Genomic DNA, 23,617 nt, shown 5'->3' with positions numbered 1-23,617 from the left:
TCCGCATGTCCGAAACGTGGTGGCGGGGAGCCGCGATCTACCAGGTCTACCTGCGCAGTTTCGCCGACGGCAACGGCGACGGCGTCGGCGACCTGGCCGGGCTGCGCTCCCGCCTGCCGTACCTGACCGAGCTCGGCGTGGACGCCGTGTGGATCACCCCCTGGTACCCCTCGCCGCTCGCCGACGGCGGCTACGACGTGGCCGACTACCGGGACATCGACCCGGCCTTCGGCACGCTCGCCGAGGCCGAGCGCTTCATCGCCGAGGCCCACGAGGCGGGCATCCGGGTGATCATCGACGTGGTGCCGAACCACAGCTCGACCGAGAGCGAATGGTTCAGGCAGGCGCTCGCCGCCGGTCCCGGCTCCCCCGAGCGCGCCCGGTTCTGGTTCCGCGACGAGCCCGGCGAGTGGGAGTCGATCTTCGGCGGGCCGGCCTGGACCCAGGTGCCCGACGGGCAGTGGTACCTGCACCTGTTCGCCCCGGAGCAGCCCGACCTCAACTGGACCAACCCCGAGGTGCACGCCGAGTTCCACGACGTGCTGCGGTTCTGGTTCGACCGCGGCGTCGACGGCATCCGCATCGACTCGGCCGCGCTGCTCGCCAAGCCCGCCGACCTGCGCGGCGAGTACGCCGACCTCGACGAGGTGCACGAGATCTACCGGAGCTGGCGGCGGATCAGCGACGAGTACGGCGGGCGGGTGCTCATCGGCGAGGTGTGGCTGCCCGACCAGGAGCGGCTCGCCCGCTACCTGCGGCCCGACGAGCTGCACACCGCGTTCAACTTCGACTTCCTCGCCTGCCCGTGGGACCCGGCCCGGCTGCGCGCGGTGATCGAGCGCACCCTCGCCACCCACACCCCGCTGGGCGCCCCGCCGACCTGGGTGCTGTCCAACCACGACGTGGCCCGCGTGGTCACCCGGTACGGCCGGGCCGACACCTCCTGGGACCACGCGAACCGGCGGGACGGCGCGCCGAGCGACCTCGAGCTCGGCTACCGGCGGGCCCGCGCGGCCGCGCTGCTCGCCATGGCGCTGCCCGGCAGCGTGTACATCTACCAGGGCGAGGAGCTCGGCCTGCCGGAGGTGGACGACATCCCCGGCGAGCTGCGCCAGGACCCGATCTGGCGGCGGTCCGGGTACACCGTGCCCGGCCGGGACGGCTGCCGGGTGCCGCTGCCGTGGTCCGGGGAGGAGCCGCCGTTCGGGTTCGGCGCCGGGCGGCCGTGGCTGCCGCAGCCGGAGGACTGGCGCAAGCTCACCGTGGAGGCGCAGACCGGCGACCTGGGCTCGATGCTCACCCTGTACCGGAACGCGCTGCGCATCCGGCGGCGGCTGCTCGGCGACGGCACGCTCACCTGGCTCGACCTCGGCCCCGAGGTGCTCGCGTTCACCCGCGACTCCGGCCTGACCTGCGTGGTCAACCTCTCCCCCGCCCCGATCGCGCCGCCGCCGCACCGGGAGGTCCTGCTCGCCAGCGGCCCGCTCGAGGACGGCCTGCTGCCGGCCGACACCGCGGCCTGGCTCACCTGACCCGCCGGGGCGGGGACTAGGCGCGGCACGAGGGGGCACGTACCGGCGCAGCGACCGTTCATCGGGGGAACGCCGGAGGTCCGAATGCTGTCGTGCCGCCCGACACCGTCATGCCGCGGGTCCCGCCCGGCCGGAGCGGGTGACCCGCATGCGCCCGGCGACGCCCGGCCGCCGGGCGTGGCCGGGCGGGCCGCCGGAGGTGGCGCGTGACCGGCCGGGGCGGCCCGGTCGTGGTGGTCGGGGCCGGGCTCGCCGGGCTCGCCGCGGCGGTACGGCTCGCCGCGGCCGGGCGGGAGGTCACCGTGGTCGAGGCGGCCGACGGCCCCGGCGGCTGCTGCGCCGTCGAGCGCGCCGGGCCGTACCGGTTCGACGTGGGGCCGTCGGTGCTCACCATGCCCGAGGTGCTCGCCGGCCTGTTCGGCGCGGCGGGCGAGGAGCTGCACGCGTGGCTGCCGCTGCGGCGGCTCGACCCCGCCTACCGGCTCGCCTTCCCCGACGGCACCCACCTCGACGTGGTGCCGGAGGCCGAGGTCATGGCCGAGCGGGTGCGCGAGCTGTGCGGCCCGGCGGAGGCGGGCCGCTATCTCGCCTACCGGCGACGGCTGGGCGAGCTGTTCGCGCTGGCGTGGCCCGCGTTCATCGACGCCGACACCGCGCGGTTGCGGTCGATGCTGCGGCCGTGGACGCTGCTCCGGCTCGCCGTGCTCGGCGGGTTCCGCCGCCTCGACCGGCTCGCCGCCGCGTGCCTGCGCGACGACCGGCTCGTCCGCGCGCACACCTTCCAGGCGATGTACGTCGGCCTGCCGCCGCACCGCGCGCTCGGCGTCTACGCGGTCGTCGCGTACATGGACCTCGTCGGCGGCGTCTACTTCCCCGAGCGCGGCGGCATGGCCGCGATCCCGGCCGCGCTCGCCGCGCTCGCCGAGAAGAAGGGCGCGGCGTTCCGGTACGGCGTGCGGGCCGTGCGCGTGGAGACCGGCGGCGACGGCGTGCGCGGGGTACGACTCGCCGACGGGTCGGCGCTGCCCGCCCGCCAGGTGGTGGTCGCCTGCGACCTGCCCGCCGCGCACGCGAGCGGCCTGCTGCCCGCGGCGGCGGCCGACTGGCGGCTGCGCCGCCCCCGCTACTCCCCCTCCTGCCTGGTGATCCACGCCGGCCTCGACCGGCCGCTGCCCGGCCAGGCCCACCACACGATCCACTTCGGCCGCGCCTGGCACGCCGCGTTCGACGCGCTCGACCGCGGGCTGCCGCAGCCGGACCCCAGCCTGCTCGTCACCCACCCGGCCTGCGACGCCGACGCGGCGCCCGCCGGGCAGGCCGTGCTCAGCGTGCTCGAGCCCGCGCCCAACCTGCTGCGCGCCGACTGGTCCCGGCTCCGGCCGTACCTGGAGGAGCGGCTGCTCGCGCGCCTGGCCGGGCTCGGCTACCCGGACCTGTCCGCCCGTCCCCGGCTCGTGCTCGACCCGCCGGCCTGGCGGCGGCGCGGCCACAGCGCGGGCACGCCGTTCGCGCTCGACCAGCGGTTCACCCAGACCGCCTGGTTCCGTCCCGCCTCGGTGGCCCGCCGCGTCCCCGGCCTGCACCTGGCGGGCATGTACACCGCGCCCGGCATCGGCGTGCCGCCCGTGCTCATCTCCGGCCGCCTCGCCGCCGAGCGCGTGCTGCGCGAACGCCGCTGACCGGGGTCAGGACGCCGGGGCGGGGCCGGTCGAGTCGCGGACGCTGAGCGTGGTCGCGAGCTGCAGGTGCCGGGACGCGGGCTGCACGCCGTCCGCCATGGCGAGCACGGTCTCCACCGCCATCCGGCCCATCCCGGCGAGCGGCTGCCGTACCGAGGTGAGCCGGGGCGTGGTCCACTCGGTCTGCGGCGTGTCGTCGAACCCGGTGACCGACAGCTCGCGCGGTACGGCGATGCCGAGCCGCCCGGCCGCGGCGAGCACGCCGAGGGCGATCTCGTCGTTGCCCGCGACGATCCCGGTCGGCCGGTCGTCGAGGGAGAGCAGGTCGAGGGCGTGCCGGAAGCCCGCCTCGAAGGAGAACGCCTCGTGGCGGACGAGCGCGCGGTCCGGCGTGATACCGGCCGAGTCGAGCGCGGCCTGGTAGCCGTGGAAGCGCTCGACCGAGGGGGCCGAGCCGAGCGGCCCGCCGATCCAGGCGATCCTGCGGTGGCCGAGCTTGATGAGGTGCTCGGTCGCCGAGCGGCCGCCCGCCCAGTTGGTGGAGCCGATGCTCACCACCCGGGACTCGGTGGTGTCGATCGGATCGATCGCCACGACCGGCAGCCCGAGGTCCTCGGCGGCGAGCAGCACCGGGTCGGGTACGGCCGCGGCGAGCACGATCATGCCGACCACGCCGGACTCCTGCCGCTCCTCCAGCCAGGCCCGCGCCGCGGTACGGCTCGTGCTCGCGGGATCCTCGGGCGGCAGGCGCAGCAGCAGCTCGGCCTGGGCGGCGTTCGCGGCGAGGAGGATGCCCTGGAGCACGGTCCCGGCGTAGCGTGACTCGACGAAGTCGAGCACGGTGAGGATCGCGCGCTCCCGGGGACGGGTGTGCCGCGCCGTCGTCGGGCGGTAGCCGAGCTCGGCCATGACCGCAAGGACGCGCTCGCGGGTGCGCGCCCCCACGTCGCTGCGCCCGTTGAGCACCTTGGAGGCGGTCGTGGGCGACACCCCGGCCAGCCGGGCGACGTCCGCCAGGGTGACCCGCTCGGAACGACCTCGCCGTGGCATCCAGGCTCCTTTCCGGGCTTCGAAACTTTTTCGAAGGTATCACGCCCCCTTCACCGCTCCGAAACCGGGGCGATTTCGATGTAACGACCCCATTGACACGGCGTTACCGGCACCTTAATGTCCAACCACACCCCGAACAAGTTGCGAAATTCTTTCGTAACCCGGCGAGAGGAGAGGCTCGTGCGGCTCTCGCTGAAGGCGAAACTCCTGTCCGCGGCTCTCGTGTCGACGCTCGCGCTCACCGCCTGCTCGGGTGGCGGCGGTGGTGGTACCGGCGACGGCGGCGGTGGCGGCGACGGCCCGGTGAAGATCACGGTGTGGAGCTGGGACGGCACCGTCGAGAAGGCCGTGCCCGGGTTCGAGGCCGCCAACCCGAACATCAAGGTCGAGGTCGTCAACGCGGGCTCGTCCCAGGACGAGTACCAGGCGCTCGACAACGCCATCCAGGCCGGCTCCGGCGTCCCCGACCTGGTGATGTTCGAGTACTTCGCCGTGCCGTACTTCGCCATCCCCGGCAAGCTGGCCGACCTCGGGCAGTTCGGCGCCGAGCGGTTCGCGAACGACTACGTCAAGGCCGCGTGGGAGCACGTGACGGTGGGCGGCAAGGTGTACGCGCTGCCGTCCGACTACGGGCCCTCGGCCATGTTCTACAACGCGGCGACGTTCAAGAAGGCCGGCATCGAGGAGCCGCCGGCCACGTGGGACGAGTACTACGAGGCGGCGAAGAAGATCCGCGCGCTCGGCGACGGCTACTACATCGCCCAGGACACCGGCGACCCGTTCTTCCTGCTCTCGCTGATCTGGCAGGCCGGCGGCCGGCCGTACCAGGTGGACGGCACCAAGGTGCGGATCGACTTCACCGACGAGGGCTCGAAGCGGGCGATCGCCTTCTGGCAGAGGATGCTCGACGAGGGCCTGGTCAACACCAAGATCCGCGGCTGGTCCGACGAGTGGAACCGGGCGCTCAACGACGGCACGCTCGCCAGCCAGATCATGGGCGGCTGGCTCACCGCGACCCTGCCGGAGCGGGCGCCGAAGGCCGCCGGTGACTTCCGGGTCGCCCTCATGCCGCAGTGGAGCGAGGGCGAGAAGGTCGGGTCGGAGAACGGCGGCAGCGCGTTCGGCATCCCGGAGGCGGCGCAGCACAAGGAGGCCGCGTTCAAGTTCCTCGAGTACTTCACGCACGGCGAGGGCGTGGCGGCCCGGGTCGAGGCGGGCGCGTTCGTGCCGAACCTCTCGGTGCTGCAGAGCGAGGAGTTCCGCGGCAAGGCCAACGAGTACTTCGGCGGCCAGCAGACCGGCGCGGTGCTCGCCGAGGCCTCGGAGATCGTCGGGACCGGCTGGCAGTACCCGCCGTTCTTCGAGTGGGCGCGCACCATCTACGAGGACATCGCGACCCCCTACTACACCTCGGGCAGGGGATCCCTCGCCGAGATCCTCGAGCAGTGGCGGCAGCGCTCCGCCCAGTACGGCAACGAGCAGGGCTTCGAGGTGAGCTAGGCCACCGGCCGGTGCCCCAACCGCCCGGCGTGCGCGCGGCCGTACCGCGGACACCTCGGGCACGCGCCGTGCGCGCGCCGGGCGCGGCACCGGAACCGGCGGGACCAGACCGTCAGCGGACCGCGGAGGAAGCACACCATGGACCTGGCAAGCCGGATCGGCACGAGCGCCCCCACGGACGAGCACACGGCGGGCGCGACCCGGGACCCGACACCGAACCGGCGGCGGCGATCGTGGGCCGGGTACGCGTTCATCGCCCCGTTCGGGACGCTGTTCGCGCTCGTGTTCATCGTCCCGATCCTGTACGCCGCCTACCTCAGCCTGTTCCAGCAGCGGCTGCTCGGCGGCGACACCTTCGTCGGCCTCGCCAACTACACCAAGCTGCTGCAGGACCCGCAGTTCTGGGACGGGGTGGGGCGCGTCGTGTGGTTCACCCTGATCCAGGTGCCGATCATGCTGCTGTTCGCCATGGCGGTCGCGCTCGCGCTCGACTCCCTGCGCGTCCACGGCGCCAAGTTCATGCGGGTGACGATCTTCCTGCCCTACGCGGTGCCGGCGATCGTGTCCACCCTCATGTGGGGCTTCATGCTCGGCGTCAAGTACGGCCTGTTCGGCAGCCTCAACCGGGCGCTGGGCACGAGCATCGACCCGTTCACCCCGGACACCACGCTCATCTCCATCGGCGTGATGGTGACCTGGGCGTTCACCGGGTTCAACATGCTCATCTTCTACTCGGCGCTCAAGGCCGTCCCGCGCGAGCTGTACGAGGCGGCCGCGATCGACGGGGCGAACGAGTTCCAGATCATCCGCTGGATCAAGCTGCCCGCGCTGCGCGGCACGCTCGTCGTCACGATCATCTTCTCGATCATCGGCACCTTCCAGATGTTCAACGAGCCGCAGATCCTGCAGTCGATGGTCGCGAACAGCGGCATCACCACCCACTACACGCCGAACCTGTACGCGTACCACCTGGCGTTCACCGGGTCCCAGCAGGGCTACGCGGCCGCGCTCGCGCTCGTGATGGCCGTGATCACGATCGCCATCGCCTACGCCGTCCAGATCAGAGGGTTGAGGAATGCACTCGATCGGTAGCCTGCGCGCCGGGTCCGGCACGGCCGCCGCGCCGGCCCGCCGTACCGGCCGCGGCCCGCGGCTGCACACGGTGGGCAACCCGCGCAAGAGCGTCACCCTCACCGTGCTGACCGGCCTGTTCACCCTGTACTGCCTGCTGCCGCTGGCCTGGCTGGTGATCAACTCCACCAAGACGCAGGCCGACTTCGTGTCGACGTTCGGGCTCGCCCCCGGCGGCAGGTTCGCGCTGTGGGACAACATCGTCGAGGTGTTCACCTACCAGGACGGCGTCTACTCCCGGTGGCTGTCGAACACCGTGCTCTACGTCGTCGTGGGCGCCACCGTGTCGACGTTCCTCGCCGCCCTGGGCGGGTACGCGCTGGCCAAGCTCGACTTCCGCGGCAAGCGGGTCTTCCTGTTCGTCATCCTCGGCTCGATCTCGGTCCCCGGCATCGCCCTGGCGATCCCGCAGTTCCTGCTGTTCGCCAAGCTCGGCCTCACCAACACCCCGTGGGCGATCCTCATCCCGTCCTTCCTCAACCCGTTCGGGCTGTACCTGATGTGGGTGTTCGCCGCCGAGGCCGTGCCGACCGGGCTGCTCGAGGCGGCGAAGATCGACGGCGCCGGGGAGTTCCGCACCTTCTTCCGGATCGCGCTCCCGCTGCTCGCCCCGGCGAGCGTGACGGTGCTGCTGTTCTCCTTCGTGTCGATCTGGAACAACTACTTCCTGCCGCTGATCATGCTCAAGGACCCCGCCTGGTACCCGCTGACCGTCGGCATCAACCAGTGGAACAAGCTCGGGTCGCAGGCCGGGGCCGGGGCGCTCATCCAGAATCTCGTGATCACGTCCTCGCTGCTGACGATCATCCCGCTGATCATCGCGTTCCTCAGCCTGCAGCGCTACTGGCGGGCGGGCCTGTCGCTCGGCGCCGTCAAGGGCTAGCCGTGCCCCGCGGCGGCCCCGCCGTACCGCCCGCACCCGATCCGCGGCGGCCGGGCGCCGGCGGCCCGGGCCCGGCGTGCCGTGCCGCCGGCATCCGTCGCCCACACGTGACCCAGAGGAGTAAGTGAACCGAATGACCATCGACGGTGTGCTCGAGTCCCGCCTGCTCGTCGACGGCGAGCCCTGCGCCGAGAGCGCGTTGCCGCACGTCTGGAGCAGGTGTGTCGGCGCCGGGCGGGCGAACGAGGCGCTGCGTGCGGACTGGCGGCAGCAGTTCACCGAGGCGGTGTCCACGCTCGGATTCCGGTCCGTCCGCTTCCACGGCCTGTTCCACGACGACATGTTCGTCTACCGGGAGAGCTACGGCGGCGGCTTCGGGCCGAACTCGCCGCTGCCCGCCCCCGTGCACACGTTCAGCTACGTGGACAAGGTGTTCGACTTCATCGTGGACAGCGGGGTCCGGCCGTTCGTCGAGCTCGGCTTCATGCCGCGCGAGCTGGCCACGCAGACCGAGACGCTGTTCTGGTGGGGCGCGCACTGCAGCCCGCCCAAGGACATGGGGCGCTGGGTCGAGCTCGTGACCAGGACCGTCGAGCACTGGATCGACCGGTACGGCCTCGACGAGGTGCGCCGGTGGCGGTTCGAGGTGTGGAACGAGCCGAACCTGGTGCCGCACTTCTGGACCGGCACGAAGACCCAGTACTTCGAGCTGTACGAGCACACCGTGCGGGCGATCAAGGGGATCGACCCGGCGCTGCGCGTGGGCGGTCCCGCGACGAGCGTGTTCGTGCCCGACGACCGGTACAAGGGGGAGACCGAGGACCGCTCCGCGACCCACAAGACCGCGGCCGCGACGGACGTGGACGCGCTCGACTGGCGGCCGGTGTGGATCGAGGACTTCATCGACTGGTGCGCCCGCCGCGACCTGCCGATCGACTTCATCTCGACCCACCTCTACCCCACCGACTACGCCTACGGCGCGGACGGCCGGGCGGTGCAGATCACCCGGTACGCGGACGCCACCTTCGACGACCTCACCCTGCTGCGGGAGATCGTGAAGAACAGCCCGTACCCGGACGCGGAGATCCACATCACCGAGTGGTCGACCTCGCCGTCGAGCCGCGACTTCATGCACGACACGGTGTTCGCGGCCACCTACATCACCCGGGCGTACCTCAAGTGCGCCACGCTCGCCGACTCGATCTCGTACTGGACCTTCACCGACGTGTTCGAGGAGGGCGGCGCGGGCATCGGCCCGTTCCACGGCGGCTTCGGGCTGGTGAACGAGAGCGGCGTGCACAAGCCGACGTTCCACGCGTTCGCCATGCTCGCGCGGCTCGGCGACCGGCTGCTGCACGCCACCCCGCACGGGGTGATCACCCGCGACAGCCGTACCTCGGCGGTGTCCGCGGTGTTCTTCAACTACCCCGACGACATGGCGCTGCGCGGCCTGCCCTCGGTGGGCTCCTACGAGGCGACCCGCCACCTCGCCGAGGTCGGGCCGACCCGGCGGATCCGCCACTCGATCGGCGGGCTGCGGCCGGGCACCACGTTCCTCGTGGAGATCCTCGACTGGGAGCACGGCAACCCGGCCGAGGCCTGGTACCGGCTCGGCTCCCCGGTCAACCCCTCCCGGGCCGAGACCGAGTACCTGCGCACCGCGGCCGACGCGCTGCTCCGCTACCCGCTCACCGTGCCCGCCTCCGGCGTGCTCGAGCTCGACGTCGAGCTGCTGCCCTGGGCGGTGATGTCGGTACGGCAGCTGCCCTGACCGCCGGGCCGCGGCGGGCGGCGTCCGGCCGGGCGTCGCCCGCTCCTCACCGCAGGCCGCCGAGGGCGAGGCCGCCGCGCCAGTGCCGCTGCAGCGTGAAGAACGCGATGACCAGCGGGATCACCGAGACCAGCGCGCCGAGGATGATGAGGCTCCACAGCGGGGTGGTGCCGGCGTTGTTCGCCGAGGCGATGCCCTGCCAGACGCCGAGCCCGACGGTGACCGGGAACAGGCGGTTGTCGGAGAGCATGGCCAGCGGCAGGAAGTAGTTGTTCCAGCAGGCCACCGCGGACAGCAGCAGCACGGTCACCACCGCGGGCCGCATCAGCGGCAGCGCGACCCGCAGGAACACCCGCAGCTCGCCCGCGCCGTCGGCGCGCGCCGCGTCGAGGATCTCGGCGGGGATCGCGTCGCGGGCGTACACGTGCATCAGGTAGACGCCGAACGGGTTGAGCAGCGACGGCAGGATCACCGCCCAGATCGTGTTGGTGAGCCCGAGCCCGGCGAACATCACGAAGGTGGGGATCACCAGGGCGGTCGCGGGCACCATGAGCGCGCCGAGCACGAGGGCGAACCCGAAGCGCCGCCCGGCGAACCGGTACCGGGCGAAGCCGTAGCCGGCGAGGACGGCGAGGATCGTCGCGCCGACCCCGCCCACGAGCGCGTACAGCGCCGAGTTGAGGATCCACCGGCCGTAGATGCCGCCGTCGTAGGTGAACAGCTCGCGCAGGTTGCCGAGGTAGTCGACGCGGCCGGCGAACCACAGGGTGTTGCCGCCGCCGAACAGTCCCGCCGCGTCCTTGGAGCCGTTGACCACGACCCACCAGAACGGCACGAGGAAGTACACGACGACGAAGCCGAGGAACACCTGCAGGGGCAGGTGGCGGCTCGGCGGGCGGCGGCGCGCGGTGCCGGGGCGGTGACGGGTCACAGGAAACTCCTCCGCTTCCGGGTGAGGAACAGGAAGGCGTAGACCCCGACGAACACCACCCCGCCCAGGGCGAAGGAGATCGCCGACCCGTAGTTGATGTTCGCGAGCCCGAACGCCTGCTGGTAGGCGTACATGTTCGGGGTGAAGTCCGGCCCGATCGCGCCGGCCGCGAGCGGGCGCAGGATCTGCGGCTCGTTGAAGAACTGCAGGGTGCCGATGAGGGAGAAGACCAGGATCAGCAGGAGCGCGGGGGTGATCAGCGGGATCTTGATCCGGAGCGCGATCTGCCAGCGTCCGGCGCCGTCGATGCGGGCGGCCTCGTACAGGGTCGGGTCGATGCCCTGGAGCGCCGCGTACAGGATGATCATGTAGTAGCCGACCCACTGCCAGGTGACGATGTTCACCAGGCCGGCGAAGATCAGGTTGCTGCTGAGCAGGTCGGGGGCGGCGGCGCCGAACAGCCCGAAGACGTCGGCGAGCGGCCCGAAGCTCTTGCTGTAGAGGAATCCCCACATGATCGCGCCGATCACGGTGGGGATCGCGTACGGCAGGAAGATCATGAGCCGGGCGAAGCGGGCGAACAGCGACGTCACCGCGTCGAGGATGAGGGCGAGCGCGAGCGCGATGCCGATCTGCAGGGGGATGGCGACCAGCGAGAAGCGGATGACGAACCACGTCCCGGACAGGAAGCTCGGGTCGGTGAACGCCTTGAGGTAGTTGTCGAACAGGACGAAGCTCGTGCCGCCGATCAGCTTCCGCTGGAAGAGGCTGAGGTAGGCCGCGTAACCGAGCGGCGCGATGAGGAAGGCCAGGAAGACGAACGCGAACGGCCCGACGAACAGCCAGCCCAGCAGGTGCTCGCGGAGGCGCACCCTGCCGCGGGCCGTGCGCGGCTTCTCCCGGACGCGCGGCGCGTCCTTCTCGATCAGGAGGGGCATGTGGGGCTCCGGGGTCGATGCGGGGGATCGCGGGCGGGCCGGGCGGCCGGGGCGTCCGGCCCGCCCGTGGCGTCACTGGACGGTGAAACCCTGCTCCCTGGCGTAGGTCACGACGTCCTCGTGGAGCCGGTCGGCGGCCTGCTCGGCGGTGACCGAGCCCTGGATGAGCGCGCTGACCTGCTTCGTCATCGCGTCGAAGTAGTACTGGCCGAACGGGCTGTAGGTGACGCCCTGGTAGGCGTTGGCCGCGGGGACGTACACCTCCTTGTTCGCCTGCTGCCCGTCGAAGAACGGCACCTTGTGGTCGACGAACTCGGGGCTGTTCAGCGCCTTGAGGTTGAGCGGGAAGATGATCTGGTTCTTCCAGCCGTGGCTGAGCGACTCGTCGTCGGCGTACAGGCCGTAGGCCACCTTCGCGGCGAGCTCGGGGTTCTTCGCCTGGCTCGTCACCGAGAACGCCGACCCGCCCCAGTTCACCTGCACCGGGTTGTCGGGGTCCCACTGCGGCAGCGGCGCGACCGCCCACTTGCCGGTGTCCTCGCCCTGGCCGACCCCGGCGCCGGTGAGGTAGCCGGGCGCCCAGGCCGCCGAGATGTACGTCGCGTACCGGCCGTTGATGACGCCGGAGATGTACTCGGGGGTGAACTGGTCCTCGGTGCCCACCAGGCCCTTGCGGACGAGGCGTTCCCAGTACGCGAGCACGTCCTTGGACGCCTGGTCGTTGAGCCGGATGCCGATCGTCCTCGGCTGGGTCGGGTCGTAGGTGAACGGGTTGGCGCCCTTCTGGATCTGGAGCGCCATGGTGAGGGCCGAGACGTTCGCGGCGAAGTCGCCGAAGAGCGGCCCGCCCGCGTCCTTCACCTTCTGCGCGGCCTGCTCGTACTCGGCCCAGGTCTTGGGCGGCGTGATGCCGTACTTCTCGAAGATGTCCTTGCGGTAGATCATCGCCACCGGGCCGCCGTCGACCGGCACGCCGTAGATCGCGTCCCCGACCGAGACGTCCTTCCACGCGCCCTCGCCGTAGTTCTCCTTCACCTGCTCGTAGCCGTACCGCCGGATGTCGACGAGGGCGTTCTGGATCTGGAACGTGGGGATGCGGTCCATCTCGATCATGATCACGTCGGGCGCGCCGGAGCCCGCCGTGATCGCGGTCTGGAACTTGTCGTACTCGTCGCCGCCCTGGCCGACGTTGGTCCAGCAGACCTGCACCTCGTCGTTGAGCCGGTTGAAGTTGTCGACGACGAGGTTCATGTTCGGGTACCAGCCCCACATCGTCACGACCGGCAGGTTCTTCTTGGGGATCTCGTTCGTGCAGTTGCTCGCCTTGCCGGCGCCCGGCTCCCCGCCGCCGGCGGAGCAGGCGGCGAGCGCGGTCGCGGCGGCCACCATCGCCATCGCGTGGCGCAGTCTTCTCCTCTTCACGGTCATCTCCCCTCCGGGATCGCGGCGCACCCGGGACCGTGCGCCGCCGCCGAGGCCGGGCGGGCGGCCGGTGGGCGAGGGACGCCGGTGCCGCGACCGGCGCCCTCGTCCACCCGATCGAATGTGAGCGTTAACATCCGGTCCCCGGTGCCACCGCGCGGAGACGGCGGCACCGGGGAGGGGGCGCGGGCGGGCCCGGCCTAGCGCCGGAACAGCCGCGGCGCCAGGTCGATGAGGTTCTTCTGCCACACGTCCCAGCCGTGCGGGCCCGGGGTGGGCCCGTCGAACTCGTACCGGATGCCGAGCTCGTCCAGCGTGGCGAGGGACTGCATGAACAGCGGGTACACGAAGTCCGACTGGTCGCCGACGTACAGCCGGAGCAGCTTCGTCCCGTTGTTGATCGCGTCCACGTCGACGCCGTCGGCGGGGCCGAACCAGGACGAGAACGCCGCGACGTAGCCGAAGGTGCCCGGCCGCGCCTTGAGCACCTCGAGCGTCTGCGCACCTCCCATCGACAGCCCGGCGAGTGCCTGCCGCGCCGGGTCGCCGGAGACGTGGTAGCGGTCGCGGGCCGCGGGGACGATGTTCTCCAGCAGCTCCCGGGTGAAGTCGGGCACGTTGCCGTTGCCCATCACCACGACCATCGGCACCAGCTTCCCGTCGAGGAACAGGTTGTCGAGGATCTGCTTGGCGCGCCCCATCTCCACCCAGTCGGTGTAGCTCTGGCCGCCGCCGTGCTGCAGGTAGAGCACGGGGTACGGCTCGGCGCGCCGCGGGTCGTACCCGGGCGGAAGCCACACCAGCGCGGTGCGCTCCTCGTTGACCACGTTGCTGCGGTAGGTCAGGCTCTCGACCTTGCCGCCCTTGCCCTTGGGGACGTCGGTCACGAGGCGTGCCCGCTCACCCTTGACGAGGAAGGTGCTCCAGGTCGGCTCGGAGGTGATCTTCGTCGGGTTCGCGGTGTCCTTGACCTGCTTGAGGTCGACGAAGAACTGGTAGTAGTAGAACCACGGCTCGAGGGGGCCGACGGTCACCCGCCACCGGTCGCCGGCCCGGGTCATCGGGACGCGCAGCCAGCTCCCGTTGGGGCCCCAGTTCGCCCACACCGTGACGTGCCGGGCGCCGCTGTACCCGGCCGGGGTGTCGAAGGTGACGAAGCCGTCCTCGGACACGAACGGGGTCGGCGTGGTGCCGGGCTTGGGCGGGACGAACTCGCCCTTCAGCCTGCCGTGGCCGGGGCTCGGGCCGTTGTCGGCGGCCTTGCGGAACAGCCGCGGCAGGAAGTCGATGAGGTTCTCCCGCCAGGCGTGCCAGTTCCCGCCGGCGTCGGGGTTGACCCCGTCGAACCCGTACCGCACGCCGGCGCGGTCGAGCGCCCTGGTCAGCCGGACGGTCGCGTTGTACGCGGGGTCGGTCACGTTGCCCGTGTACAGGCGCAGCAGCTTCACGGTGCGGTTGATCGCGTGCGCGTCGGGCTTGCCGCCGGCCTCGGTGGCCAGGCCGGAGAACGAGCCGACGTAGCCGAACCCGCCCGGCCGGGAGAGCCCGGTGCGCAGCGCCCACGTGCCGCCCTCGGCCGTACCCGCGATCGCCTGGTGCGCCGGGTCCTGGTGGACGCGGTAGCGGTGGGCGACCGCCTTACGCAGGTCGTCGAACGCCTTGCGGTCGTCCGGGCCGTCGCCGTCGAACACCACGACCATCGGCTCGATCGCCTTGCGCGCGGTCAGGTTGTCGAGGATCTGCGGGGCACGCGCCAGATCGGCCCAGTCGGTGGCGCTGCCGCCGGCGCCGGTGCGCAGGTAGAGCACGGGCAGTGGCTTGGGGCCCTTGGCGGAGTGGCCCGGCGGGGTCCACACCAGCACCGACCGCTCCTCGCGCCCGGCGCGGTAGGTCAGGGTCTCGACCTTGCCGCGGCTGCCCTCGGGCGCGTCCTCGAGCAGGCGCGACGCGTCGCCCCGCACGAAGAAGGCGCTCCACAGGGGCTTCGACGCCACGCGGGTGTCGTTCGTCGGATCCTTAAGGCTCTTGGTGTCGTCGGCGGTGATCTGGTAGTGGTACAGCCCCGGCGGCAGCGGGCCGAGGACGCCCGACCAGACGTCGCCCCACCGGGTCAGGCCGTACTCCGCCCACGTGAACGAGGGCCCGAAGTTCCCCTCGACGACCACCTGCGAGACCTGTCCGGCCTGCTGCTCGATGTAGGCCGCCGGGACGGTGAACGAGGCGAAGCCGTCCTCGGAGACGGTCAGCCACGGGGTGTCCGCGGCCACCGGACGTTGCGGAAACACCACTGCCGCGATCATCAGGACTCCTGCGAGGATCACCGCCGGAAACCGGCGGAGCCTATCGGCGCGCACGACGCCGTGACACGATAACGCTGGCATTCGAATCTCCCTTGCTGGTCGGCCGGTGATGTCGCTCGACCGCCGGTTCGATTCAGCGGCGGATATGCCGTGACCCCTGCGCCTGCACCTCCGTCCGTCGTCGCTCTCCCCGGGACGCCAGGCGCACGTCACTCACCTGGCGGCATGCCGGCGTGACGCCTCGGTCGCGCCGTTGAGCACGTTTCGGTGGCCGTGCGGGACCGGCCTCTGGATTCCGGTACGGCGGCGCCGCCGACGCGCCGGCCGCCCGCCGACTTCACAGCAAACAGTGGTTATCGGTTAGTCCCGAAAGTAAGTGATAACGCTAACATTGACAAGATCCGAATAACGGTGATCAGGGATAGATGCGACAAGTTACGCAAATGTGGGCGGCGCATCAGGCGACCGCTGGGTGACGGCGAGCCGTACATATCGCGGCGAGCGGCGGGAAGTACCGGGATACGCGCCCGCCGCACGCCGGGGCCGGGCGCGCGATGTCCGACGGGGGATGCCGGAGGTCAGCATGCCGCCAGGGGAGCGTACGGTCGCGCGCCGGGCCGGAGGCCCGGACGGAGGGGGCGATGGCCGTGGTGCGGGGGCCGCGGTGACGCTGACGGCCAGCTACGAGCGCTGCCGGAGGCTGCACGCCCGGTACGGCCGGTCCTACTACCTCGCCACCCGGCTGCTGCCCGCGTGGAAACGCCGCCACGTGCACGCGCTGTACGGCTTCGCGCGGTACGCCGACGAGATCGTCGACGGGCACCGGGAGCTCGCCGACCGGGCGCGGGCCCTGGACGCGCTCACCGCCGAGGTGACGGCCGGGCTCGCCGGGGAGCCGGTGCGGGATCCGGTGCTGCCCGCGTTCCTGCACACGGTGCGGTCGTTCGGCATCGACCACGGGGACATCGCCGCGTTCCTCGGCGCGATGCGGGCCGACCTCACGGTCACCCGCTACCCCACCTACGAGGACCTGCTCGGCTACATGGCGGGCTCGGCTGCGGCGATCGGCACGATGATGCTGCCGATCCTGGAGACGGTGCCGGGCGCGGAGGAGGCGGCCCGCGAACCGGCCCGGCAGCTCGGGCTCGCCTTCCAGCTCACCAACTTCCTGCGGGACGTGGCCGAGGACCTCGCCCGGGGCCGCATCTACCTGCCGCTGCAGGACATGGCCGCGTTCGGGGTGACCGAGGACGACCTGCGGCAACCGACCACCGGGCGGGCCGTACGCGAGCTGCTCGCCTTCGAGGCGGAGCGGGCGCACGCGCACTACCGGGCCGCCGAGCCCGGGATCGAGCTGCTCATCCCGTCGTCGCGGCCGTGCATCCGGGCCGCGAAGGAGCTGTACGGCGGCATCCTCGCCGAGATCGAGCGCAGCGGGTTCGCGGTGCTGGAACGGCGGGCCCGGGTGCCGCGGCGGCGCAGGCTCGCCACGTTCGCCCGGCACCTGCTGCGGTCGGCCGAGGCGGGCCGGGCCGAGCTGCGCGCGGTGGTGGACGTGCGGTGAGCACGCGGCCGGTCGTCCTCGACGGCATGGGCGGCGACCACGGTCCGGCCGAGGCCGTCGCGGGGGCCGTGCTGGCGCACCGGGCGCACGGGGTGCCCGTGCTGCTCGCCGGGCGCGGGGAGGTGCTGCTGCCGCTGCTGCGCGGCCACGACGCGGCCGGCGAGATCCCCGTGGTGCACGCGCCGGACGTGGTGCCGATGACCGAACGCGGGCCGCACGCGAGCCCGGCCTCGAGCATCGCGGTCGGCTGCGACCTGGTACGGCGGGGCGAGGCGGCCGCGCTGGTGTCGGCGGGCTCCACCGGCGCGGTGGTGACGCTGGCGATCCGCGACATCGGCTGCGCCGAGGGCGTCGAGCGGCCCGCGCTCGCCGTCGCCCTCCCCCAGGCCGGGGACAAGGTGAGCGTGCTCGTCGACGCCGGGGCGACCGCCGATCCCACGCCCGCGATGCTCCGGCGGTTCGCGCTGCTCGGCGTGGACTACGCGCGCCGCGTGCTCGGCATCGACGCGCCGGTCGCCGGGCTGCTGTCGATCGGGTCGGAGCCGGGCAAGGGCGACCACCTCGTCCGGCACGCCGCGCCGCTGCTCGCCGCGGCGCCGCTGCGCTTCGCCGGGCTGGTCGAGGGGTACGACGTGACGGCCGGGACGGTGGACGTGATCGTCACCGACGGGTTCACCGGCAACGTGGTGCTCAAGACCGTGGAGGGGTGCGTGCGCACCACGCTCGGCATGGTCGCCGCGGCGGGCATCGCCGCGCCGTCCGCGCTCGCGCCGGTGCGGGCCCGCTACGATCCGCGCACCCACGGCGGGGCCGCGCTGCTCGGGCTGCGCGGCACCGTGGTGGTCGCGCACGGCTCCTCCACCGCCGAGGCGATCGCCCGGGCCTGCGTGGTGGCGCACGACCTCGCGGGCGTCGCGGCCCCGCAGCGGCCGTGACCGTACGGCGGGCCGGGTCAGCGCAGCGGGTCCCGGCCGTCCCAGGTGCCCTCACTGCCGAACGGGACAAATCGGGCGAACAGCTCCTCGGCGTACCAGTCGCGGGCCCGGACGCGGCGGATGACGTCGGCGTGGGCCGCGGTGCGGTAGGCGAACGCGGTGGCGGCCGCGCCGTCCCGCCACAGCGAGAAGGTGGCCTGCCGGGCGACCGGCCACTCGCCGATGCCGACCGAGGCGAGCCGCCCCTCCTGCGCGTGCAGCGTCCGGTCGACCTCGGGCACGGCGCGGTAGAACGCGGCCAGCCGGGTGAGCCGGATCGTCGCCCGGGTGAGCACGGCGACCGGCCCCTCGGGCTCCTCGCCCTCCGGCACGGCGGGCGGTACGGCACCGGCGAACGGGTCCACCCCGCCCCACCGGCCGCGCGAGGACAGCGGCGCCAGCCGTACCTGCCACAGCTCGACGGCCTCGTCCCGCCAGCGGGCGGCGATCGGCGAGCGGCGCAGGAACGCGTCCAGGTCGTCAGGGTGCCGCCACACCGCGAACAAGGCCCAGCGGCGCAGGTCGGCGCCGAGGGTCATCGATGCGCCGCGGCCGGTGCCGAGCAGCCGCCAGAACCGCAGCCCGTCGACGGCCCGCAGGACCGGGCGGTCGAAGGCGGCCTGCCGCATGCCGCGCAGGTCCGCGTAGCGAACGAGGTGGAACGACGCGATGATCGACGTGCTGGTGTCCGGCATCGGTGGCTACCTGGTCGGCTCGGTGCCGGTGGCGCTGCTGGTCGCGCGGGCGCACGGGGTGGACCCGCGCGAGGCCGGCGACCGCAACCCCGGCTTCTGGAACGTGAAGGAGCTGCTCGGCCCGCGGCGGGCGGTGCCGGTGTTCGCCGGTGACCTGGCCAAGGGCACCGTGGCCGGGCTGGCCGGGCTGGCGGTGAGCGGCTGGCACGTGGCCGGGCTCGGCGTGCCGGCCGGGGCGAGCGTGCCCGCGGTGTACGCGGCGGTGGCCGGGGCGATGGTGGGCCACGCCTGGCCGGCCTTCGCGGGCTTCCGCGGCGGCCGGTCGGTGCTCGCCTTCGCGGGCGGGATGGCGGTGATCTGCCCGCCCGCGTTCCTGCTCGCGCTGCTCGCGCTCGCCGTGGTGACGGCGGTGACGCGCTCGTTCGCCACCGGCGCCCGGGTCGGGGTGTTCGCCCTTCCGGTGCTGCAGGCGCCGTTCACGCCGGTGGCGCAGGTGGCGGCGACGGGGGCGCTCATGTGCCTGATCGGGCTCCGGTTCGCGCAGGCCGCGCTCGCCGCGCGGCGACGGCGGCCCGGCCGCGAGCGGGCCGGGTGAGCGCGGGCGGGTAGCCGCGGCCACGCCAGGTGCGCACCGGGCGGAGCGTGGCCGTGGTGAGCCGGACCGCGGCGGCCGGGTCGAGCAGCGCCGACAGCCACAGCCCGGCCCCTGGGCGGGCGTAGCTGCCGCGCAGCGCCGCGCTCAGCAGGCAGCGGGCCGCGAGCAGCGCCGCGTCGAGCCGGGTGGGGCGGCCCACGGCGAGCCGCAGCACCGGCAGCGCCGCGGCGAGCCACAGCACGGCCAGGTCCGCCGCCTGCCGTACCGGCGGGGTCACGTCACGCAGCGGCAGCGACCGGCCCCACTCACGCCACAGCTCGGCCGCCGAGTCGTGCATGTCCACCTCGAGCAGCCCGCCCGCGTCGAGGAACGCCACCCGCCAGCCGCGCGCGGCGAGGCACCGGGCGAGCGCCACGTCGTCGGTGAGCCGGTCCCGCACCCGGGCGAAGCCGTCGTCGGCGAGCATGCGGTCGCGCCGGAACGCGAGGCACTGGCCGTTCACCACGGTGCGGTGCGGAGGCGGCGGTACGGCCGGGCCGATCGGGCCGAAGCGGTAGACGAGCGTGGCGAGGAACGCGCCGTGCAGCGCCTGCTCGACCGGCCCGTCGCAGACGAACCGCGGCCCGGCGCTGACCAGGTCCCGCCCGTCGCCGAGGGCGGCGGCGAGCGCGGCGAACAGCCCGGGCCGCGGCCGGGTGTCGGCGTCGAGCGTGACGACGATCCCGCCGCGCGCGGCGGCGACGCCCTGCCGCAGCGCCCACTGCTTGCCGACCCAGCCGTCCGGCAGCGGCGCGCCGCGGACAACATGCGCGCCCATCGCGGCGGCGAGGCGGGCCGTGCCGTCCCGGGAGCCGTCGTCCACGACGACCACCTCGGCCACGTCGGGGTCGGCGAGCACCGCCCGCAGGCAGGGGCCGATGCGGTGTTCCTCGTCGCGGGCCGGGATCACCACCGAGACCCCTCCGGCGGGCCCGTCCGGTACGGCGAGCGGGGGCAGGCGGCGGCGCCCGCGGGCGAGCCGGGCGGCGACCACGGCCGCGGCGGCGGCCTGGGCGAGGTCGAACGGCCGGATCCTCATCGGCGGCCCTCCACCACGCGCGGCGCCGGGACGGGGAAGTCCTCGGCGACGAGGCGGGCGACGATGTGGGCGCCGAGCACCACGAGCGGCAGGCCGCCGCCGGGGTGGGCCGAGCCGCCGACGAGATAGAGGCCGCGTCGCGGCCCGCGGTTGCCGGGCCGCAGCAGCGGGGCGAGCAAGCCGTTGGCCGCCGGGCCGTAGATCGCGCCGCCCCACGCGCCGTAAAGGTCGCGCAGGTCGGCGGGGGTGAACAGGTCGACGAAGCGCAGCCGCCCGGACAGGTCGTGGCCGCGTTCGGCGAGCCGTTCCAGCACCATGTCCCGGTACGCCTCGGGCCGCTGCGGCCAGCGGACCGGGTCGCGGGCGGGCACGTTGACGAGCAGCACCTGGTTCTCGGCGCCCGGCGGCGCCTGGGTGGGGTCGTCCACGGCGGAGCAGCCGATGTACACGGTGGGGTCGCGCGGCGGGCGGCCCGCGGCGAAGATGTCGCGGAACTCCCGCCGGTAGTCGGCGGAGAAGAACACGTTGTGGTGGGCGAGACCGGGGGTGCGGCCGGTCACCCCGGCGAGCAGGAGCAGCACCGACGAGGACGGGCCGAGCCGGGCGATGCGGCGCAGCCGCCGCCGGTCCGGCAGCAGCCGGCCGTAGAGCTGGGCGGCGTCGACGTTCGCCACCACGACGTCGGCGGGCAGGCGCTCCCCGGAGGCGAGCCGTACCCCGGTCACCCGGCCGCCGTCGTCGGTGATCCCGGCGACGTGGGCCTCGAGGGCGACCTCGACGCCCTCCCGGTGCAGCAGGGCGGCGAGGCCGTCGGCGAGCCGGGGCAGGCCGCCGCGCACGTACCAGCCGCCCTCGCCGTGCTCGAGCGCGGGGATACAGCCGAGCGCGGCCGGGGCGCGGTAGGGGTCCGAGCCGGCGTAGGTGGCGTAGCGGTCGGCGTACTGCACGAGCCGGGGGTCGCGGAAGAAGCGGCGGGCGAGGCCGTGCAGGGTGCGTCCCGGGGCGATCGCGGCGAGGTCGCCGGGGCGGGGGCGGACGCCGTCGGGCGCGCGGCCGGGCGGCCCGGCGAAGTGGGTGCGGCGGGCGGCGTCGAGGCAGCGTACGGCCCAGGCGTGGAACGCCCGCCAGGCCGCGCCCTCGCCGGGGGCGAGCCGGTCCACCTCGGCGGCCATGCGGCCGGGGTCACGGCGGGCGGTGAGCGTGCCGCCGCCGGCGAAGCGGTAGCGGCACAGCTCGGCAGGCTCGACGAGCTCCGGTTCGAGGCCGAGACCGCGGAACAGGCTCGGCATGGTGAGCAGCGACGGGCCGAGCGAGAAGGTGAAGCCGTCGCGGCGGTGTTCGGCGAGCTTGCCGCCGAGCCGGGGCAGCCGCTCCAGCAGCCGCACCCGGTGCCCGGCGCGGGCGAGCAGCAGCGCCGCGGCCATGCCGCCCACTCCCCCGCCGACCACGATCACCCGTGCCACGGCCGCCTCCCCTGCCATGCCCGCGCACGGCCGGTGGCCGGGCCCGGCCGTACCGTCTCCACCCTGCGCATGCGCCACCACGCCGCGGCGGCGAAGGCGCCCATCGCCGCCCCGCCGGCGGCCGCCACGAGGGGGTCGCGCGGCTCGAACACCGCGGCGAACGCGATGGTCTCCATCGCGGCCATCACCGTGTACAGGGCGACGGGCCCGGCGAGGCGGTCCGGGGTGCCGAGGGTCCTGCGGATGACGGCCATGACGAGCAGCGACACGAGCAGCCAGCCCGCGAAGTTGGTGAGCGGCACGCCCCGGTACGGCCCGGCCTCGGCCCAGGTCCACAGCCCGAGCCGGAGCATCTGCGGGTCGAGGAAGAGGTCCCAGGCGGTGAGCGCCGCGGCGCCGAGCGGCACCGCCCAGCACGGGGCGATCGCGCGGCCGACGACGTACGCGGCGATCCCCATGCCGCCCCAGGCGACGCACACCGCGACCGGAACCGCGCCGATCTTCGGCCAGAGCGCGTCGGTGTAGCGGTACTCGCCGAACGGGACGCCGGTCGCCTCGCCGACCGCCTCGGCCGCGTACCCGGTGAGGGCCGCCGCGGCGAACGCGGCGAGGGCGCGCGGGAGGCCCTGCGCGGCCGCGGCGAAGCAGACCGCGCTCACCGCCAGCACCGTGACGATCGGGGTGACGAACCGTGCCGGGTCCGCGCTCACCCCGGAGGCCACCTGGAGGACGACCATCACGGCGAGGGCGGCGACGCCGGCCGTGGCGGCGGGGCCGGCCGGCCGCCGCCGTGCCGTACCGCGCGTGTGGTCCACAGCCCGCACCCGGCGAACCTCCTTGCGGTCGCGTCCGTTGCCGGGCCTGCCGCGCCGGTGCCCGGATCGAGGTTGATCCCTAGCTGCCCCGCATCGCCCGCCTCATGCCATGCGGCTCCGGCAGGGCACGCGACGGCGTGGGGCCGGAGGGCTGCGGTGGCGTGCGCGGCTCGAGTGGCCGGCCGGTAAACCTGCCGCGTCCCGGAATTCACCCTGATTTATCGGTTCGGCAGGTCAGGGCAGTATCCGGGACCGCGGTGGAACCTCCTGCGTCGCCCAGGAGTTGGACAGGGTGAAAACGAACGGCACGAGACGGCAAAGGAGCGAAGCGGTGTACCGGTCAAGGGACAAGAAGATCATCGCAGGCGTGTGCGGCGGCCTCGCGGAGCGGACCGGGATTCCGGTGACGCTCATCCGGCTGCTCTTCATACTCTCCTGCCTTCTCCCGGGCCCGCAGATCATCATTTACCTGATCATGTGGATTCTCATTCCCAAGGCCCCGGCGAAGCACTACTGATCCGGCCGGACCGGAGGAATCACGGATGCGCGGCCGCGAGCGGGCGGCCGTGCCCGGCCACCCGACGGCACCGCCGCGACCGGCACCGCACGGAGGTGCCCGACGAGCCGGCGGCACAAGAGGAAGCAGCAGCTCAACGCCCTCGCCGATGGGCGGCGACCCTCCGGATGGGCATCAGGTCGCGGGCCGGTGATCCGCGTCGTCGCTCCCATACCACCGTCATCGGTGGCGACACGGCGAGCCCGCGAGTCCAAATCGCCCGTCCGATTCGCCACGGCACGACTCCGCCGTCTCGGCGACGGGGAAACGGCGTGGTCGCAAATCGCGTGATTCGTGACGGTTTTCGACGGCGAACCGCCACCACGCATTCGGCAGAGCGCATCCATCTCGCCGGAATTCACCCACCCCATCCATAACGTCACCCCCCCACCCGCGCACCCACCCCTCTCCATCCCCCGGACTCCTTTTTCCGCGCGGCACACCCCACCCGGCCCCACACACCGTCGCGCAATTCCGCAAGCATCGCCCGGCGCCACGATCCGATGCGACCAAGGCGCCCGCAGGCCCGCCGGATCGGCCCGGCGGCTCCGCGGCAGAGTGCCACGGTGCCGCAAAGCCCATGTCCACGCCTCGCCATCCCCGCACCATGGCGGGCGACCCGTGCCTTCACGCCCTCCCACCAGGCTTCCGACGCACGGCCCGGCACAGGACCACGCCCACGCGACGCTCCGGCCCTCCCCGCCGCCGGTGCCACTCCCCCGTCCCGGCCGCCCCGACCC

General features: G+C 73.3%; 19 protein-coding genes. 10 read left to right on the top strand and 9 right to left on the bottom strand.

Annotated elements, in window-relative coordinates:
* Positions 1–5: 5 nt before the first annotated feature.
* Complete coding sequence (locus FHX40_RS08145) at positions 6–1,532, top strand: glycoside hydrolase family 13 protein (protein WP_142259047.1); 1,527 nt, start codon at positions 6–8, stop codon at positions 1,530–1,532.
* Positions 1,533–1,738: 206 nt separating this feature from the next.
* Positions 1,739–3,211, top strand: coding sequence for a phytoene desaturase family protein (locus tag FHX40_RS08140; protein ID WP_142259046.1), 1,473 nt, complete (start codon positions 1,739–1,741; stop codon positions 3,209–3,211).
* 6 nt (positions 3,212–3,217) lie between these two features.
* Here the strand turns inward: FHX40_RS08140 and FHX40_RS08135 are convergent, their stop codons facing one another.
* Positions 3,218–4,261 (bottom strand): LacI family DNA-binding transcriptional regulator, encoded by a 1,044-nt coding sequence (locus FHX40_RS08135; protein WP_142259045.1) that lies wholly within the window; start codon positions 4,259–4,261, stop codon positions 3,218–3,220.
* Positions 4,262–4,441: 180 nt separating this feature from the next.
* Between FHX40_RS08135 and FHX40_RS08130 the strand changes: the two genes are divergently transcribed.
* From FHX40_RS08130 to FHX40_RS08115, 4 genes are all read left to right on the top strand, one after another.
* Complete coding sequence (locus FHX40_RS08130; RefSeq protein ID WP_211350203.1) at positions 4,442–5,761, top strand: ABC transporter substrate-binding protein; 1,320 nt, start codon at positions 4,442–4,444, stop codon at positions 5,759–5,761.
* Positions 5,762–5,899: 138 nt separating this feature from the next.
* Positions 5,900–6,853, top strand: coding sequence for a carbohydrate ABC transporter permease (locus FHX40_RS08125; protein ID WP_142259043.1), 954 nt, complete (start codon positions 5,900–5,902; stop codon positions 6,851–6,853).
* A complete protein-coding gene (locus FHX40_RS08120; RefSeq protein WP_142259042.1) occupies positions 6,837–7,775 on the top strand; it encodes a carbohydrate ABC transporter permease in 939 nt (312 codons plus the stop codon). Before FHX40_RS08125 ends, FHX40_RS08120 begins: the two co-directional genes overlap by 17 nt.
* Positions 7,776–7,908: 133 nt before the next feature.
* Complete coding sequence (locus FHX40_RS08115) at positions 7,909–9,546, top strand: GH39 family glycosyl hydrolase (RefSeq protein ID WP_142259041.1); 1,638 nt, start codon at positions 7,909–7,911, stop codon at positions 9,544–9,546.
* 46 nt (positions 9,547–9,592) lie between these two features.
* Here FHX40_RS08115 and FHX40_RS08110 read toward each other — a convergent pair whose 3' ends face one another.
* The 4 genes from FHX40_RS08110 to FHX40_RS08095 all read right to left on the bottom strand — a co-directional run bounded on the left by FHX40_RS08110 (position 9,593) and on the right by FHX40_RS08095 (position 15,137).
* Positions 9,593–10,477: a carbohydrate ABC transporter permease gene (locus FHX40_RS08110; RefSeq protein WP_142259040.1), complete on the bottom strand. Its 885-nt coding sequence runs from the start codon at positions 10,475–10,477 to the stop codon at positions 9,593–9,595.
* Complete coding sequence (locus FHX40_RS08105) at positions 10,474–11,415, bottom strand: carbohydrate ABC transporter permease (RefSeq protein ID WP_142259039.1); 942 nt, start codon at positions 11,413–11,415, stop codon at positions 10,474–10,476. Before FHX40_RS08105 ends, FHX40_RS08110 begins: the two co-directional genes overlap by 4 nt.
* Before the next feature lie 72 nt (positions 11,416–11,487).
* Positions 11,488–12,837, bottom strand: coding sequence for an ABC transporter substrate-binding protein (locus FHX40_RS08100; RefSeq protein WP_142259038.1), 1,350 nt, complete (start codon positions 12,835–12,837; stop codon positions 11,488–11,490).
* A 200-nt stretch (positions 12,838–13,037) separates the two neighbouring features.
* Positions 13,038–15,137: an alpha/beta hydrolase gene (locus tag FHX40_RS08095; RefSeq protein WP_211350202.1), complete on the bottom strand. Its 2,100-nt coding sequence runs from the start codon at positions 15,135–15,137 to the stop codon at positions 13,038–13,040.
* A gap of 664 nt (positions 15,138–15,801) precedes the next feature.
* Here FHX40_RS08095 and FHX40_RS08090 point away from each other — a divergent pair.
* Both FHX40_RS08090 and FHX40_RS08085 read left to right on the top strand, forming a co-directional pair.
* Positions 15,802–16,701, top strand: a complete 900-nt coding sequence (locus tag FHX40_RS08090) for a phytoene/squalene synthase family protein (protein ID WP_211350201.1) — start codon at positions 15,802–15,804, stop codon at positions 16,699–16,701.
* Positions 16,698–17,636 (top strand): phosphate acyltransferase, encoded by a 939-nt coding sequence (locus FHX40_RS08085; RefSeq protein ID WP_229788719.1) that lies wholly within the window; start codon positions 16,698–16,700, stop codon positions 17,634–17,636. The genes FHX40_RS08090 and FHX40_RS08085 overlap by 4 nt, the downstream gene beginning before the upstream one ends.
* Before the next feature lie 17 nt (positions 17,637–17,653).
* Here FHX40_RS08085 and FHX40_RS08080 read toward each other — a convergent pair whose 3' ends face one another.
* Positions 17,654–18,370 carry a spheroidene monooxygenase gene (locus tag FHX40_RS08080; RefSeq protein WP_229788716.1) on the bottom strand — a complete coding sequence of 239 codons (717 nt, stop codon included), beginning with the start codon at positions 18,368–18,370 and terminating at the stop codon, positions 17,654–17,656.
* On the opposite strand from FHX40_RS08080, the gene FHX40_RS08075 reads away from it, so the two are divergent.
* Positions 18,345–18,965: a glycerol-3-phosphate acyltransferase gene (locus FHX40_RS08075; protein WP_142259035.1), complete on the top strand. Its 621-nt coding sequence runs from the start codon at positions 18,345–18,347 to the stop codon at positions 18,963–18,965. The two genes, FHX40_RS08080 and FHX40_RS08075, sit on opposite strands and share 26 nt — an antisense overlap.
* On the opposite strand, the gene FHX40_RS08070 is transcribed toward FHX40_RS08075, so the two are convergent.
* The 3 genes from FHX40_RS08070 to FHX40_RS08060 are packed head-to-tail and all read right to left on the bottom strand — an operon-like array spanning position 18,883 to position 22,321.
* The gene (locus FHX40_RS08070) at positions 18,883–20,043 is read right to left on the bottom strand and encodes a glycosyltransferase family 2 protein (protein ID WP_142259034.1); all 1,161 of its coding nucleotides are present in this window, start codon (positions 20,041–20,043) and stop codon (positions 18,883–18,885) included. The genes FHX40_RS08075 and FHX40_RS08070 overlap by 83 nt on opposite strands.
* The gene (locus tag FHX40_RS08065; protein ID WP_170198762.1) at positions 20,040–21,506 is read right to left on the bottom strand and encodes a phytoene desaturase family protein; all 1,467 of its coding nucleotides are present in this window, start codon (positions 21,504–21,506) and stop codon (positions 20,040–20,042) included. Before FHX40_RS08065 ends, FHX40_RS08070 begins: the two co-directional genes overlap by 4 nt.
* Positions 21,494–22,321, bottom strand: a complete 828-nt coding sequence (locus tag FHX40_RS08060; RefSeq protein ID WP_229788715.1) for a carotenoid biosynthesis protein — start codon at positions 22,319–22,321, stop codon at positions 21,494–21,496. The genes FHX40_RS08065 and FHX40_RS08060 overlap by 13 nt, the downstream gene beginning before the upstream one ends.
* 331 nt (positions 22,322–22,652) lie before the next feature.
* Here FHX40_RS08060 and FHX40_RS08055 point away from each other — a divergent pair, with 331 nt between their 5' ends.
* Positions 22,653–22,838 carry a PspC domain-containing protein gene (locus tag FHX40_RS08055; protein ID WP_142259032.1) on the top strand — a complete coding sequence of 62 codons (186 nt, stop codon included), beginning with the start codon at positions 22,653–22,655 and terminating at the stop codon, positions 22,836–22,838.
* The last annotated feature ends 779 nt before the right edge of the window (positions 22,839–23,617 follow it).

It is taken from the genome of Thermopolyspora flexuosa (assembly GCF_006716785.1).
GTDB lineage: Bacteria > Actinomycetota > Actinomycetes > Streptosporangiales > Streptosporangiaceae > Thermopolyspora > Thermopolyspora flexuosa.
Note: the sequence above shows the minus strand (reverse complement) of the source record. Positions and strands in the feature narration are given on the sequence as shown.

Bases quoted from the DNA above. Each gene is read 5' to 3' on its own strand.
- FHX40_RS08145 (WP_142259047.1), top strand. From the start codon at position 6: ATGTCCGAAACGTGGTGGCGGGGAGCCGCGATCTACCAGGTCTACCTG.
- FHX40_RS08135 (WP_142259045.1), bottom strand. From the start codon at position 4,261: ATGCCACGGCGAGGTCGTTCCGAGCGGGTCACCCTGGCGGACGTCGCC.
- FHX40_RS08125 (WP_142259043.1), top strand. From the start codon at position 5,900: ATGGACCTGGCAAGCCGGATCGGCACGAGCGCCCCCACGGACGAGCAC.
- FHX40_RS08120 (WP_142259042.1), top strand. From the start codon at position 6,837: ATGCACTCGATCGGTAGCCTGCGCGCCGGGTCCGGCACGGCCGCCGCG.
- FHX40_RS08115 (WP_142259041.1), top strand. From the start codon at position 7,909: ATGACCATCGACGGTGTGCTCGAGTCCCGCCTGCTCGTCGACGGCGAG.
- FHX40_RS08105 (WP_142259039.1), bottom strand. From the start codon at position 11,415: ATGCCCCTCCTGATCGAGAAGGACGCGCCGCGCGTCCGGGAGAAGCCG.
- FHX40_RS08095 (WP_211350202.1), bottom strand. From the start codon at position 15,137: ATGATCGCGGCAGTGGTGTTTCCGCAACGTCCGGTGGCCGCGGACACC.
- FHX40_RS08075 (WP_142259035.1), top strand. From the start codon at position 18,345: ATGATCGACGTGCTGGTGTCCGGCATCGGTGGCTACCTGGTCGGCTCG.
- FHX40_RS08080 (WP_229788716.1), bottom strand. From the start codon at position 18,370: ATGCCGGACACCAGCACGTCGATCATCGCGTCGTTCCACCTCGTTCGC.
- FHX40_RS08070 (WP_142259034.1), bottom strand. From the start codon at position 20,043: ATGAGGATCCGGCCGTTCGACCTCGCCCAGGCCGCCGCCGCGGCCGTG.